Source organism: Actinokineospora pegani (assembly GCF_009745975.1).
In the GTDB taxonomy this organism is placed as follows: Bacteria; Actinomycetota; Actinomycetes; order Mycobacteriales; family Pseudonocardiaceae; genus Actinokineospora; species Actinokineospora pegani.
Window position 1 is genome coordinate 12928 of the sequence record NZ_WHOL01000119.1, and the last position, 14023, is coordinate 26950.

The following is a 14023-nucleotide window of genomic DNA, read 5'->3' on the forward strand; positions in this document are numbered from 1 at the left end:
CCGGTTCACTCCAACAAAAGCTTTTCCGCATCCGCACATCAGGACAGCGCGCCCCAGTACACCCAAGCCCCCTCGTGCCGCACGAACCGACTGCGCTCGTGCATCACCCCAACCTCCCCACCCTCCCGATAATGCGCGCGGAACTCCACAGTGCCCTCCGCGTGCAACATCCCCCCACCGGTCTTGCCGACGACCTCAAGACGCTCCCACCGCGTCGAGCCGTCCAACCGCAACCGCTGGGGCCGGGTGTCCGGGTGCCAACTGCGAAGCAGGTGCGCCCGGTCCCCCACCGCGAACGCCGTGAAGCGCGAACGCATGAGCGCTTCGGCGGTGGCGGCAGGCGCGGAGGCGGCCAGCACTCGGCCGCAGCAGTCGGACAGGGGGAGGCCGGTGCCGCAGGGGCAGTGCGCGGGGGTCACGCCGAAGAGTGTGTCAGCGGCGGATGGTGCGGGTGCGCAGGGCCAGGTGGAGCAGGAAGCGCCGCTCGCCCTCGAGGGCCGACTCGCCGAGGAGGTCTCGGACCTGGTGCAGGCGGTAGCGGACCGACTGGGGGTGCAACTGGACCCGCTTGGCGACCTCGCGGACGTCGCCGTCGAAGCGGAGCCAGAGGGCCAGGGTGGTGAGGAGCTTGGCCCGGCGGGCCTCCGACAGCTCCGCGAGGGGGCCGAGGTTGACCGAGCGGATCCAGCGCAGGAGGCCGTCGTCAGCGGCGGTGAGCAGGGCGGTCAGGTGGTCGGCGCCGCGGGTGACGGGGGCGGGGGGCAGGGCGCCGCGGGCGACCAGGTCGAGCAGGCGCCTGGCGTAGTCGACCGAGCGGCCCGCCTCGGTGACCGGGACGGGCAGGCCGAGGGCGAAGCGGACGCCGCGGCCGGGGGTGTCGGGCCGCTCGACTAGGGCGGCGGGCGGCTCCATGCCCGCGGGCAGCAGGAACACCCGGTCGTCGCCGCTGGCGAGCACCCGGGTGTCCAGGGGGACGGGGCGCACCGGGCGCTCGGCGACGAGGGCGGTGACGCGTTCGGGCACCGGCCAGCCCGCCGCCGCGGCGAGGGTGGCCAGTTCGGCGGCGTCGGGGGCCCGGCCGGGGCCGGTGAGCAGGTCCAGCAGCCGGGCGCGGGCGGGCTCGGCGGGGACGGCGGCGGACTCGTGGCCCTCGCGGGCGGCGGCGCAGGCGGCCTCGGAGAAGCCGAACAGGGCGTCGACCGCGGCGACGAGGGTGCCGGGGTGGACCTCGGCGCGCTGGCCGAGGTCCACCAGGCCGTGCCAGACCGCGCGGGTGGCGGCCCGGGTGGCGGCCTCGACGTGCTCGAGGCCGCGGCCCGCGCGCCGCTCGGCGGCGCCCAGGTCCCGCAGGACCCCGCGCCAGGCGTCGGAGCCGGGGCCCGGGCCGGTCCTGGTGGCCGAGTCGATCGCGGCGACGACGACCACCTCCACGGTGCGCACCACGGTGGCCAGCCGCCACTGCGGCAGCGGGCCGGAGACCTCGGCGATGGCGCCCACGGCCGCGCGGACGAGGTGGGTGAGCCGGTGTCGGGCGGCGGAGGCCAGCCGGGCGTGGTCGTCGGCCGGGACGGTCAGCGTGCCTCTCGGGGCGGCCATCGGGAACTCGCACCTCCAGGGATCAGGGGTCGAGGAAAAGCGGTCCGTCAAAAGCGGGGGGCGGACCGGACGTCGTCCGGTCCGCCCCCTGGCGTGCCGGGTCAGACCGGGCAGGTCAGCGCGAAGCTGACGAAGGTGTTGTCCGGCTGCGGGTTCGGGCAGAGGAACTGGGTGTAGCGGCTGTCCTCGTCGACGTAGCGCTTGAGCCACGAGACGGTGAACTTGGTGACGGTGGGGGTGTAGCCGTTGGTGGTGAAGTGGTTGGCGCCCTTGAGCTTGATGTAGCCCTGGTTCGGCTTGCCCGCCAGGGAGGCGGCCATCGGGTCGGCGTGCATCGCCACGGGGGCGATGAAGTCGTTGTCGGCGCCCACGATCAGCGTCGGCACGGTGACGTCGCTGAAGTCGGGGTTGAGGTTCCACGGTGCCAGCGGGATGGCGGCCTTGAGGTCGGGGTTCTTCGACGCGGCGATCAGCGTGCCGCCGCCGCCCATCGAGTGCCCCATCACCGCGAGGCGGTCGGGGTCGACGCGGTCGGCGACCGGGGACTGGGTGGCCAGCCACCGCACCGCGGCGAGGAGCTGGCTGCTGCGCGGGTCGGGGAAGTCGGTGATGGCGATGGGCTCGAGGGTGATGACCACGAAGCCGTGCGAGGCCAGGGTGGGCCCGTACCAGGAGGTGGTGAACTCCGGCTCGAGGAACCCGGGGATGACCGCGACGGCGCCGAAGTCGCCCTGCGAGGTGTCGTCGGGGTAGTAGATGGTGCCCTTGTTGAACGCCCGCCCGGACTGGGGCGCGACGATCTGCTTCTTGACCGCGAAGGGGCCCCGCTCGGCGCGCACGGACTGCTCGGTGGGGGCGGGCCCCTTGGCGAGCGTGCCGACCTGCACGGCCGCGGTAACGGGGTCTTGGCCCGCGAAGGCCTGGGGGCCGAGGAGGGCCGTGCCCGCGACCGCCACCGCCGCCGCGACGATGCCGACCTTCTTGCCGATTCTGGTGTTGCTCCGTCGCACTCGAACTCCTCGACGTTGTTCACGGGTTCAGCCACAGGGTGTTGAGGCCGAAGGTTAAAGGAATTTCACAGCGCGGAAAACATCGTGTCGGAAAGAGCGTGCCAACTGTCAGATTCCGCGTTCTGAAACACTCATGGAGGTGAGCGAAACCCCTGGGCGCGACTTCAAGTTTGATGTTACCGCTGGTCACAGGTAGCGAATGGGGAACACCGGCGGTGTACCGGTCTACCGTTGTCATGTTCAGATAATTTTGCGTACCCGAGTCTTGCCGCTGCCTCCGAACGGGTTTTCCCGGGAAAGGGAAGACCTCCCCCGGGCCGGGCGCCCGCGACCTCGAGTTGTCACAGCGCCCGCCTGTGACAGGGTGGCCCCATGAGCGGGGCCAAGGGCGAGACACGCGACGGCGTGGCCCTGACCAACCTGGACCAGAACCTCTTCGACGGCGCGGGGGCGACCAAGCGCGACCTGCTCGACCACCTCGACGCGTTGTCGGGCCTGCTGCTGCCCGTCCTCGCCGACCGGCCGCTGTCAGTCGTGCGCGTGCTGCCCAACCGGGGCCGCGGGGGCGGGGAGGAGGCGTTCATGCAGAAGAACGTCCCCAAGTACACCCCGGACTACGTCAAGACGGTCGCGGTGTGGGCGGAGTCGTCCCGGCGCGAGATCTCCTACGCGCTGTGCGACGACCGCAAGCCCCTGCTGTGGTTCGGCAACCAGCGCGCCGTCGAGTACCACCCGACGGTGGCCACCGCGAGCAGGCCGCTGCGGCCCACGCACCTGGTCCTCGACATCGACCCGCCCGAGGGCGGCGACTTCGCCCTCGCCGTGCGCGCGGCCCGACTGGTGCGCCAGGCGCTGGCCGACTGCGGACTGGCGGGCGCGGTGAAGACCAGCGGGGCAAAGGGGCTGCACATCTTCGTGCCCGTCGTCGAAGCCGAGGCCGCCGACGACATGGCCGCCGCGATGCGCGCGGTGGCCGCGCGGGCCGAGCGGCTCGACCCCGACCTGGCGACCACCGCGTTCATCCGCGACGAGCGCGGCGGCAAGGTCTTCCTCGACTCGACCCGCGCCCACGGCGCCACGGTCGTGGCCGCCTACAGCCCGCGCGTGCGCCCCGGGGCGCCGGTGTCGTTCCCGGTGCCGTGGGACGACCTGGACTCGGTGCGGCCCGCGGACTTCACGGTCAAGAACGCCGCGGCGCTGCTGGACGGGCGCGACCGGTGGGCGGAGTCGATGCCCGAGGCGGTCGCGCTGCCCGAGGACCTCATCGCCGAGGGTCACACCATCCCGGTCGCCCGGGTGCAGGCGATGCACGAGGGGAAACGCCGCAAGCGGGCAGCGGCGAAGGCCGCCGAGACCGAGGGCGGCGACTCGGGGACATGAGCGGCATCCCGAACGAGGTGACACGGTGACAGCGAAGTCGTCCCACTCCCGCGGGCGTGGCGCGCTCTCCTGGGTGGCGGCGGCCGTGGCCGCCGTGCTCGTCCCCCTCTCCGCCACCGGCGCCCCACCGGCGGCGGCCGAGCCGGTGGTCGTGACGTTCGAGGACGACTTCGACGGTCCGGCGGGCGGGCCGGTCGACGGGTCGAAGTGGCGGTTCGAGACCGGCGACAACGTCAACAACCACGAGCGGCAGTGGTACACCGACGGGACCGACAACGCCGCGCTCGACGGGAACGGCAACCTGGTCATCACCGCCAAGAAGGAGAACCCCGGCGGGTACCGGTGCTGGTACGGGCCGTGCGAGTACACCTCGGCGAGGCTGAGCACCGCGCGGACCCACACCCAGACCTACGGCCGGTTCGAGGCCAGGATCAAGATGTCGCACGGCCAGGGCATGTGGCCCGCGTTCTGGATGCTGGGCGCCGACATCGACCAGGTCGGCTGGCCGGTGTCCGGCGAGATCGACGTCGTGGAGAACGTCGGCTTCGAGCCCGCCACCGTGCACGGCACCATCCACGGCCCCGGCTACTCCGGGGCCGACGGCATCGGCGCCGGGTACGACATCGACGGCCGGTTCGCCGACGACTTCCACACCTTCGCGGTGGACTGGGCGCCGGAGCGCGTCCAGTGGTCGGTGGACGGCGTCGTCTACTCCACCAAGACCCCGGCCGACGTCGGCGGCGACCGGTGGGTCTTCGACCACGACTTCTACATGATCCTCAACCTCGCGGTCGGCGGCCACTGGCCCGGCGACCCGGACGGGTCGACCCGGTTCCCCAACACCCTGGTCGTCGACTACGTGCGCGTCACCGTCTGACCGTCCCAGCCCGCACCGCGCCCCCGACCTGCGACGACGTCGGTTGTCCACAGGCCGGGGCGCGGCGCTGGACGGGCTGTCGGCCATTCGCCGTAGTATCGCGGCCGTGTCCTCCCCCTCCGACCTGCACAACGACTTCTCCGACTTCTCCGACTTCTCCGACTCCTCAGACTTCCCGCTCCCATCGGAGCCGGAGGAGTTCGAGGAGCCGGACTACCCGGACGAGCCCGTCCCCGACACCGCGGCGCCCACGGCCGTGGCGGTCCCGGCGCGCCCCCGCGAGCCGGAGACGCCCGCGCAGGTGCTGTCGCGGGTGTTCGGCTACGACGCCTTCCGCGGCGAGCAGGCCGAGATCATCGACACCGTGGTCGGCGGCGGCGACGCGCTGGTGCTCATGCCCACCGGCGGCGGCAAGTCGCTGTGCTACCAGATCCCGTCGCTGGTCCGCGAGGGCACCGGGGTGGTCATCTCGCCGCTGATCGCGCTGATGCAGGACCAGGTCGACGCGCTGCGCAACCTGGGCGTGCGCGCCGGGTTCCTCAACTCCACACAGGACTTCGGGCAGCGCAGGCAGGTCGAGCGCGACTTCCTCGCCGGTGAGTTGGACCTGCTCTACCTCGCGCCCGAGCGGCTGCGCATGGACTCCACGATCGACCTGCTCGGCCGGGGGACGGTCGCGCTGTTCGCCATCGACGAGGCGCACTGCGTGTCGCAGTGGGGGCACGACTTCCGACCCGACTACCTGGCGCTGTCGCAACTGCACGAGCGCTGGCCGGACATCCCGCGCATCGCGCTGACCGCGACGGCCACCAAGGCCACGCACGCCGAGATCGCCGAGCGGCTGGACCTGGGCTCGGCCAAGCACTTCGTGGCCAGCTTCGACCGGCCCAACATCCAGTACCGGATCGTGCCCAAGGCCAGCCCCGCCAAGCAGCTGCTCGACCTGATCCGCACCGAGCACGACGGCCACGCGGGCATCGTCTACTGCCTCTCGCGCGCCTCGGTGGAGAAGACCGCGGAGTTCCTGTCGCAGAACGGCGTCCCCGCGGTGCCCTACCACGCGGGCCTCGACGCGGGCACCCGCGCGCGCAACCAGTCGCGGTTCCTGCGCGAGGACGGGCTGGTCGTGGTGGCCACCATCGCCTTCGGCATGGGCATCGACAAGCCGGACGTGCGGTTCGTGGCGCACCTGGACCTGCCCAAGTCCGTCGAGGGCTACTACCAGGAGACCGGCCGCGCGGGCCGCGACGGCCTGCCGTCGACGGCGTGGCTGGCCTACGGCCTGGCCGACGTGGTGCAGCAGCGCAAGATGATCGAGCAGTCCGAGGGCGACCTCGCCCACCGCCGCCGGTTGAGCGCCCACCTGGACGCGATGCTGGCGCTGTGCGAGACCGTCGAGTGCCGCCGGGTCCAGCTCCTCAACTACTTCAGCCAGTCCGGCGACAAGTGCGACAACTGCGACACCTGCCTGACCCCGCCCCAGACCTGGGACGGCACCGTCCCCGCCCAGAAGCTGCTCTCCGCCGTGTGGCGCCTCGACCGCGAACGCGGCCAGCACTTCGGCGCCGGACAGGTCATCGACATCCTCCTGGGCAAGCAGACCGACAAGGTCACCCAGCACCGCCACCACGAGCTGGCCACCTTCGGCAAGGGCACCGAGCTCAAGGACCAGGAGTGGCGCGGCGTGGTCCGCCAGCTCCTGGCCCAGGGCCTCCTGGCGGTCATCGGCGACTACGGGGTCCTGCACCTCACCGAGACCAGCGACGAGGTCCTGCGCCAGAACCGCCAGGTCATGCTCCGCCGAGAGCCCGAACGCACCACGCCAACACGCACCAAGCGCGTCTCCACCACCCCCGAGACCGCCCTCTCCCCCGAAGCCGCCCCCCTCTTCGAGAAACTACGGGCCTGGCGCGCCGCCACAGCCAAGGAACAAGGCGTCCCCGCCTACGTCGTCTTCCACGACGCCACCCTGCGCACCATCGCCGCCCAACACCCGACAGACCTCGCAGGCCTGGGCACCATCAGCGGCGTGGGCGAGAACAAACTGGCCAAGTACGGCGAGGGGATCCTCGCCACCCTCGCCGAGGGGTAAAGCCCCCGGCCACACCTGCCCTTGAGCAGCGCGCCCACCCCCACGAGCCGCCCCAGCAACATCCCGGCCTGAAAAGCCGCTCGATCCCACAGCCCCCGTGAGCTACCGTCGCCCACACCGACAGCTCACCCCCAAGGACCATGCACCCGCTCACCGAACCCGACATCCGCGCCAGCTTCATCAACTGCACCAAGGGCGAGGCCAGACGCCTGCCCGTCCCCAAACCCCTGGAAGCCATCCCCTGGCCAGACCTCGACTACCTCGGCTGGATCGACCAGGGCTCCCCCGAACACGCCTACCTCGTCGCGAGCTGGAACGACCGCATGGTCGGCATCACCCTCCGCGTGCCCCCCAAGGGCACCAAGAGCATGATCCGAACCAGCACCTGCGCCCTCTGCCTGACAGCGCACAGCTCGACCGGCGTGACCCTCTTCACCGCGCGCAAGGCGGGAGCCGCGGGTCGCCAGGGCAACACCCGTGGCACCTACATCTGCTCAGACCTGGCCTGCTCGCTGTACCTGCGCGGCAAGCGCCGCCCGGAGATCGTCCAGCCCACCGAGACACTCAGCACGGACGACAAGATCTTGCGGGTGCGCATCAACCTGGACAAGTTCCTCGACGGTCTGTTCGCGCGAGCCCCCGCCTGACAATCAGTCCTCCACGGCCTCGGTCAGCTTGGCCACCGTGGTCTCGATGCCTTGCTGCACAGCGGAATCCAGCCGCGTGGTGGTCAGCGACACCGCGATCTCGCACTCCTGCGCGCCCGCGTCGTTGACGGTCAACGTCCCGTGGCAGTCGTTCGGGCCGTCGGCTCCCCAGCGCAGGGAGCGGTTGGGGACGTCGACCAGGATCCACGCCTTGGCCGCGAACCGCTCGCCGTCCACCTCGGCCTCGACCTCGACCTCGGCGCCGTCGACCGGTTCTGCGGAGACCAGGCCGGGGATGCACTCGGGCAGGTGGTCGACGTCGGTCACGTAGGCGAAGGCCTCGGCGGCGGGCACCGCCGCGGTGGCCGAGTGCGTGTAGTGGCACTGGGGGCCACTCTCCAGGGCGGTCATGCCAACCACCCCGGGGTTGGCGCGTCGTGCTGCTCGCACCACTCGATGGAGCCGACCGTCCACAGCAGGCACAGCACCAGGACGTCGACCGGGTCGAAGCGTGGATCGTCCCGCAGGGCCAGCTCCAATTGGAACTCGGCGTCCTCCGGGCGGCCGTTCAGCTCGGCGAGCAGCGCGCGGACCAGCGCGCGCACCGGCGGGTCGAGGTCGTCCACGACGACCGGCTCCCCCTCCTCGTCGCGCAGGTCGAGCACGAAGGCCTTGTCCGCCAACGGCGTCTCGGCGCGGCACAGCATCATGTCCGCGGTGGCGGTCACCAGCTCGCGCAACACCGCGGCGAGGCGGTCGTGGTGGTCGGGGCCGGAGAGCACGTCCAGCGCGCTCTCGCTGCCACCCGGGTTCATGTTCCCGCCCCTGGTGACGGCAACGAGCTTGCGGGCGACACCGCGTGGGTGCTCAGTCATCTCCTCGGTCCTCCCGATCGCGTCCAGTGGTCGCCAACGCGGGCGCGGCCACCCTCTATGCAACGGGATGTACCCGATCCGACCGGGCGTCAAGCATCCGGTGCGGCGGCCGGACCGGATTCCGTCGAGAACAGCACGCGGATGGTCGTGCCCGCCGGACCGATGTGGAAGGACACCAGGTCGGCCAGGGTGTGCACGAGCAGCAGGCCGCGGCCGTTGGGCTGGTCGGCGGGGGCGGGGCGCAGCCCGGCGAGCGGGTCCGAGAGCACCCCGGTGTCGCTGACCTCGCAGGTGACCCCCTCGGCGTCGGACCACACCCGCAGGGTGGCGACGCCGCCGCCGTGCTGCACGCCGTTGGTGAGCAGTTCGGTGACCACCAGGGCCACGTCGCCGACGCGTTCCGGGTCCAAGCCCAGGTCCTCGGCCAGGCCCGCGGCCAGGGCCCGGGCCGGGGCCAGGCCGGGCCCGCCCGGGCTGACGCTGAGCGTGCTGGCCCCCGCGGGCTCGGCGAACGGGCGGTTGTAGGCCTCGAGCGCGGTGCGCGGGGCGTAGCCGGGGCTGGGCCGCCAGTCGCCGCGGTCGAGCACGTCGGCGTGCGTGGTCAGCGCGTCGGCGAGGCTGACCGGGTTGAGCCGCTCGGCGTCGTAGGGGCACAGCAGCCGCAGGGGCCTGCCCGCCAGCAGCCGGTTGGCCAGCGCCTCGTGCCGCACGCACGCGGCGTACGCCGGGGCGGGGCGACCGGGCCAGACCAGCTCGGCGACCACCGTCCCCGGTCCCCCGATGAGCGGGTGCAGCACCCCGGGGACGAGCCTGCCGGGGTTGCCCGCCGCCTCGGCGGCGTCGAGCCAGCGCACCCCGGACTCGACGCCCTCGGCGGCGCAGCGCTCGCGCAGCAGCCCGAGCCGGGCGGCCGGGACGACAACGACCACGGGCTCCCCGCCGCGCACGCCCGCCACCAGGTGCGGCAGCAGCGCCTCGACGTACTCCTCGGTGTCCCGGTAGAGCAGTGCGGCGTGCCGGGGCCGGTCGGCCGCGGGGACGTCGGCGGGCGGCGCGGCCCAGGCGGGCGGCGCGCCGGGCCCGGTGTCGCGGTCGGGGACCGGTCGCACGGGCCGGTCCGGGTCGCTGCGCGAGCCGGGACCGGGCGTGTCGTGCTCGGAGTGCTCCCGCGCCGGGTACGAGGGGTCGTTCAACCGGCCACACCCCTCTCCGCACACCCCGCGACGCGAGGTTTCGCGCCCAATGTAGCCGCCCGGGCCCACAGCGGCCGAACAACTCGAGTGGGCGGGGTCCCGGTCCCGGCGGATAGTCTTGTCGCGGCGCGGGGAACAGGCGGCTGGGAGGCGGCTGGGTGGCGGTCGAGCACGAGGGTGGACGGGTCTTCACCGGACCGGACGCCGCGGCGGCGCTGATGGCGGCCGTCGACTGGCCCTCGACCCCGCTGGGCGACGTGGCGGGCTGGCCCGCGCAACTGCGCTCCGTCGTGCGCACCATGCTGTCGTCCAAGCAGCAGATGGTGCTGTTCTGGGGCCCCCGGCGCATCGCGCTCTACAACGACTCCTACGCCCCCACCATCGGTGACAAGCACCCCGGGGCGCTGGGCCGCCCGGCCGAGGAGAACTGGGGCGAGCTGTGGGGGGTGCTCGCGCCGCTGCTGGACCGGGTCCAGGGCTCCGGCGAGCCGTTCCGGGCCGAGGACCACCCGTTCCCCATCGTCCGGCGCGGGTTCCTCGAGCAGACCTACTTCACCATCTCCTACGACCCCGTCCTGGTCGACGAGCCCGGGTCGGGCGGGACCCGGGTGGGGGGCGTGCTGTGCCTGGTCACCGAGACCACCGCCCGGGTGCTCGGCGAGCGGCGGATGCGCGCGCTGGGCCTGCTGGGCACCCGGCTGTCCGGGCTGGACACCGCCGAGCGGGTGGGCCGGGCGGCCGCGACGGCGGTCAGCGAGTTCCCCGAGGACCTGCCCTCGGCGCTGGTGTACCTGTGCGACGAGGAGCGCCGCGACACGCTGCGGCTGCTCGGCGCGGTGCGCCGGGGCGCGCTGCCCACCGCGGTGGAGCTGACCCGGCCGGACCCGGCGGTCCAGGTGCTGGCCACCGTGCTGGCCGACGGCGAGGCGGCGTGGCTGCCCGACCGCGCGGGCGAGCCGCGCTCGCTGGCCATGCCGCTGACCACCCCGACCGGCACGGTCGGGGTGCTGGTGGCAGGCGTCAACCCGATGCTGGCGGTGGACGAGGGCTACCGCGACTTCCTCGACCTGTTCGCCGCCGGGGTGTCCTCCGCGCTGGGCAACGCCGCCGCGCACGACGCGGAGCGGCGCCGGACCAGCGCGCTGGCCGAGCTGGACCGGGCCAAGACCGAGCTGTTCGCCAACATCAGCCACGAGCTGCGCACCCCGCTGACGCTGATCGCGGGCCCGGCCGAGGACGCGCTGACCGACCGGGTCGAGCCGCTCGCCGGTGCGCAGCGGGAGCGGGTGGAGCTGATCCGGCGCAACGCGACCCGGCTCAGCCGCATGGTCGACAACCTCCTGGACTTCACCCGGATCGAGTCCGGCGCGCTGCGCCCGGAGCGGGTGGCCACCGACCTGGCCGAGTTCACCAGGGCCATCACCGACTCGTTCCGCCCGGCGATCGAGCGGGCGGGCCTGGAACTGGTCCTCGACGCGCCGCCGCTGCCCCGGCCGGTGTCGGTGGACCGGGACATGTGGCAGCGGGTCATGCTGAACCTGCTGTCGAACGCGTTGAAGTTCACCCTCGCCGGGCGGGTCGAGGTGCGGGTGGCCGACGGCGACGGCCAGGCCAGGGTGTCGGTGACCGACACGGGCCTGGGCATCCCGGCCGAGGACGTGCCCAGGCTCTTCGAGCGCTTCCACCGGGTGCGCGGGGCCGCGGGCCGCTCCCGCGAGGGCACCGGGATCGGCCTGGCCCTGGCCGCGGAGCTGGTGGCGCTGCACGACGGGCACATCGGTGTGGACAGCGAGCCGGGACGCGGCAGCAGCTTCACCATCGTGCTGCCCTACGGGCAGTCCCCGGCCACCTCCGAGGTGCCCCCGCGCGGGGTGGCGGCCGAGGCCTACCTGGACGAGGCCATGGGGTGGGGCGAGGGCCGGGGCTGGCAGGAGAGCGACGACGAGCCGCCCGCGCTGCGCGGTGACACCCACGCCGCCGGGTCCGACCCGAGGGGCACGGCGGGGGCCCGGGTGCTGGTGGTGGAGGACAACGCCGACCTGCGCGGGTTCCTGGTGCGGCTGCTGGGCAAGCACTGGGAGGCGACCGCGGTCGCAGACGGCGAGCAGGCCCTCGCCGTCGTGCGCCGGTCCCGGCCGGACCTGGTGATCAGCGACGTGGTCATGCCGGGCGTGGACGGGTTCACCCTGCTGGACCGGCTGCGCGGGGACCCGGCCACCGCGCACATCCCGGTGGTGCTGCTCTCGGCGCGGGCGGGCGAGGAGGCCGCGATCGAGGGCCTGGCCCGCGGCGCCGACGACTACCTGAGCAAGCCGTTCTCCGCCCAGGAGCTGCTGGCGCGGGTGCGGTCGAACCTGGAGATGGCCCGGCTGCGCACCCAGCAGGCGGCGTGGCGCGCGGCGCTGGTGGAGGCGCTCGACGACGGGTTCTTCATGATGGACGGCGACGGCGCGATCCTGGAGATGAACGCCGCCTTCGCCCAGACCCTCGGCATCGACCCGGCGGACGTGCCGGTCACCAGGCCCTACCCGTGGGTGCCGCCGCACCCGGACACCGGCGAGAAGCTCGAGACCCTGCTCAGCGAGGGCCTGACCGACGGCGGCGGCCGGTTCCTGGTCCCGGCCGTGCGCCCGTCGGGGCGGCGGCTGTGGCTGTCGGTCAGCCTCAACGAGGTCGCGGTCCCCGGCGTGGCGAAGCGGTTCGTCGGCACGATGCGCGACGTCACCGCCGACCGGGTGGCCGCGGAGCGCGACGCCGCCCAGGCCACCTTCGCGGGCAGGCTCGCCGACGCCGCCGACGTGGGCGCGGTGCTGGAGGCGGGCACGGCGGGCCTGGGGGCGGCGTGGTCGACCGGGCCCGCGGTGGTCGCGGCGTGGGTGACCGAGCCGGACGAGGCCGGGGTCGAGGAGCGCGACGTGCCCACGGTGCTGCGCGACCCGTCGGGGCGCACGTGGGAGGGGCTGCCCGGGGCGGCGCGGCGGGCGCTGGAGGGCGCCCGCCACACCCGGGGCACCCGGGTGGTGGCCGAGGACGGCGGCGGCCGGTCGGTCGGGATCGCGACCCGGCTGGACATCGCGGGTGAGCCGACGGCGGTGTGGCTGGGGCTGGACCCGCCGCAGGTGGTCACCGACGTCGACCGGTACCTGTTCAGCTCGCTGTGCGCGCTGCTGGGCCAGGCGCTGACCAGGGCCAGGGCGTTCGACGAGCAGCGGACCGTCGCGGTGACGCTGCAGCGGTCCATCCTGGGCCCGACGTCGCTGCCGTCGGGCTTCGCGGTGCGCTACGAGCCCGCGGTGGAGCCGCTGGAGGTCGGCGGCGACTGGTACGACGTGGTCCGGCTCGACGCGCACCGGGTGGGCGTGGTGGTCGGCGACTGCGTCGGCCGCGGGCTGCGCGCGGCGTCGGTGATGGGGCAGTTGCGCAGCGCCTGCCGGGCGCTGCTGCGCCAGGCGATCGGCCCGGCGCAGGTGCTGACCACACTGGACGACTTCGCCGAGATGCTGCCGGGCGCGGTGTGCACGACGGTGTTCTGCGCGATCGTCGACCGCGGCGCCGGGACACTGGAGTACAGCAGCGCCGGTCACCTGCCGGGCCTCGTGGTCGGCGGCGACGGCGACGGCGCGCTGTTGGACGGGGCCAACTCGGTGCCGCTGGGCGTGGCCCCGGGGATGCCCCGGCCGCAGGCCCGGGTGGAGCTGGCCGAGGGCTGCCTGGTGCTGCTCTACACCGACGGCCTGGTCGAGCGGCGCGGCGAGGTCATCGACGAGGGCATCGGCCGGGCGCTGCGGGTGCTGGGCCAGGCGGCGGCGGAGCCGGGGCTCGACGCGGTGCTGGACCGGGTGATCACCGGGCTGGTGACCCCGCACGACCACGACGACGACATCGCCGCGCTGATCTACCGGCACACCGGCGATCAGGCGTGATCGCCCGCCAGGGCCAGCTCGGTCGAGGGGTACACGGCCAGGATCTTGTCCAGCGAGCTGACCTGGATCGCGCGCAGCACCGGGCCGCCGCCGCTGACCACGCGCAGCGCCGCGCCGGAGTCGGCGAGCTGCTGGTGGAACTCCACGAGCAGGGCCAGCCCGGCCGAGGCAAGGAAGCCGACCGAGGTGAGGTCGAGGACGACGGGGCGGTCGTCAGTGCGCCGCGCGGCGGCGCCCGCGAGGCCGCGGCGCAAGATCGGGGCGGTGCCCATGTCGATCTCCCCGCGCACGCGCAGCAGCACGGCGGCCGCGTCGTCACCCGACTCGACCGTCAACAATTCCGACGTGCTCATGCCAGCCCTTCTGACCGGGTCATCATCCTGATCGGGGCCGCTGGCTGCTCAACGTCCCCCGGGGATACTAAAGGGAT

Annotated in this window: 12 protein-coding genes; 5 read left to right on the top strand and 7 right to left on the bottom strand. The window is 73.5% G+C overall.

Annotated elements, in window-relative coordinates:
* Positions 1-38 precede the first annotated feature (38 nt).
* From GCL84_RS25705 to GCL84_RS25715, 3 genes are all read right to left on the bottom strand, one after another.
* Positions 39-419 (bottom strand): YchJ family protein, encoded by a 381-nt coding sequence (locus GCL84_RS25705; RefSeq protein WP_156758139.1) that lies wholly within the window; start codon positions 417-419, stop codon positions 39-41.
* Positions 420-432: 13 nt separating this feature from the next.
* Positions 433-1596 carry a PucR family transcriptional regulator gene (locus GCL84_RS25710; RefSeq protein WP_156758140.1) on the bottom strand — a complete coding sequence of 388 codons (1164 nt, stop codon included), beginning with the start codon at positions 1594-1596 and terminating at the stop codon, positions 433-435.
* 101 nt (positions 1597-1697) lie between these two features.
* Positions 1698-2606: an alpha/beta hydrolase family protein gene (locus tag GCL84_RS25715; RefSeq protein WP_156758141.1), complete on the bottom strand. Its 909-nt coding sequence runs from the start codon at positions 2604-2606 to the stop codon at positions 1698-1700.
* A gap of 372 nt (positions 2607-2978) precedes the next feature.
* On the opposite strand from GCL84_RS25715, the gene GCL84_RS25720 reads away from it, so the two are divergent.
* The 4 genes from GCL84_RS25720 (at position 2979) to GCL84_RS25735 (ending at position 7602) form a co-directional block, all read left to right on the top strand.
* Positions 2979-3986 (top strand): DNA polymerase domain-containing protein, encoded by a 1008-nt coding sequence (locus GCL84_RS25720; RefSeq protein WP_156758142.1) that lies wholly within the window; start codon positions 2979-2981, stop codon positions 3984-3986.
* 25 nt (positions 3987-4011) lie between these two features.
* On the top strand, positions 4012-4863 hold the full coding sequence (locus tag GCL84_RS25725) for a glycoside hydrolase family 16 protein (RefSeq protein WP_235926719.1): 852 nt from the start codon (positions 4012-4014) through the stop codon (positions 4861-4863).
* Between the two features lie 256 nt (positions 4864-5119).
* Positions 5120-6955 carry a DNA helicase RecQ gene (gene recQ, locus GCL84_RS25730; protein WP_156758159.1) on the top strand — a complete coding sequence of 612 codons (1836 nt, stop codon included), beginning with the start codon at positions 5120-5122 and terminating at the stop codon, positions 6953-6955.
* 140 nt (positions 6956-7095) lie between these two features.
* Positions 7096-7602, top strand: coding sequence for an FBP domain-containing protein (locus GCL84_RS25735; protein WP_156758143.1), 507 nt, complete (start codon positions 7096-7098; stop codon positions 7600-7602).
* 3 nt (positions 7603-7605) lie between these two features.
* Here GCL84_RS25735 and GCL84_RS25740 read toward each other — a convergent pair whose 3' ends face one another.
* From GCL84_RS25740 to GCL84_RS25750, 3 genes are all read right to left on the bottom strand, one after another.
* Complete coding sequence (locus GCL84_RS25740; protein ID WP_156758144.1) at positions 7606-8013, bottom strand: SRPBCC family protein; 408 nt, start codon at positions 8011-8013, stop codon at positions 7606-7608.
* Positions 8010-8477 (bottom strand): hypothetical protein, encoded by a 468-nt coding sequence (locus GCL84_RS25745; RefSeq protein ID WP_156758145.1) that lies wholly within the window; start codon positions 8475-8477, stop codon positions 8010-8012. Before GCL84_RS25745 ends, GCL84_RS25740 begins: the two co-directional genes overlap by 4 nt.
* A gap of 89 nt (positions 8478-8566) precedes the next feature.
* The gene (locus GCL84_RS25750) at positions 8567-9670 is read right to left on the bottom strand and encodes a sensor histidine kinase (RefSeq protein ID WP_156758146.1); all 1104 of its coding nucleotides are present in this window, start codon (positions 9668-9670) and stop codon (positions 8567-8569) included.
* Between the two features lie 158 nt (positions 9671-9828).
* Between GCL84_RS25750 and GCL84_RS25755 the strand changes: the two genes are divergently transcribed.
* The gene (locus GCL84_RS25755) at positions 9829-13593 is read left to right on the top strand and encodes a SpoIIE family protein phosphatase (protein ID WP_156758147.1); all 3765 of its coding nucleotides are present in this window, start codon (positions 9829-9831) and stop codon (positions 13591-13593) included.
* Here the strand turns inward: GCL84_RS25755 and GCL84_RS25760 are convergent.
* The gene (locus tag GCL84_RS25760) at positions 13584-13946 is read right to left on the bottom strand and encodes an STAS domain-containing protein (RefSeq protein ID WP_156758148.1); all 363 of its coding nucleotides are present in this window, start codon (positions 13944-13946) and stop codon (positions 13584-13586) included. The two genes, GCL84_RS25755 and GCL84_RS25760, sit on opposite strands and share 10 nt — an antisense overlap.
* Between the last annotated feature and the right edge of the window lie 77 nt (positions 13947-14023).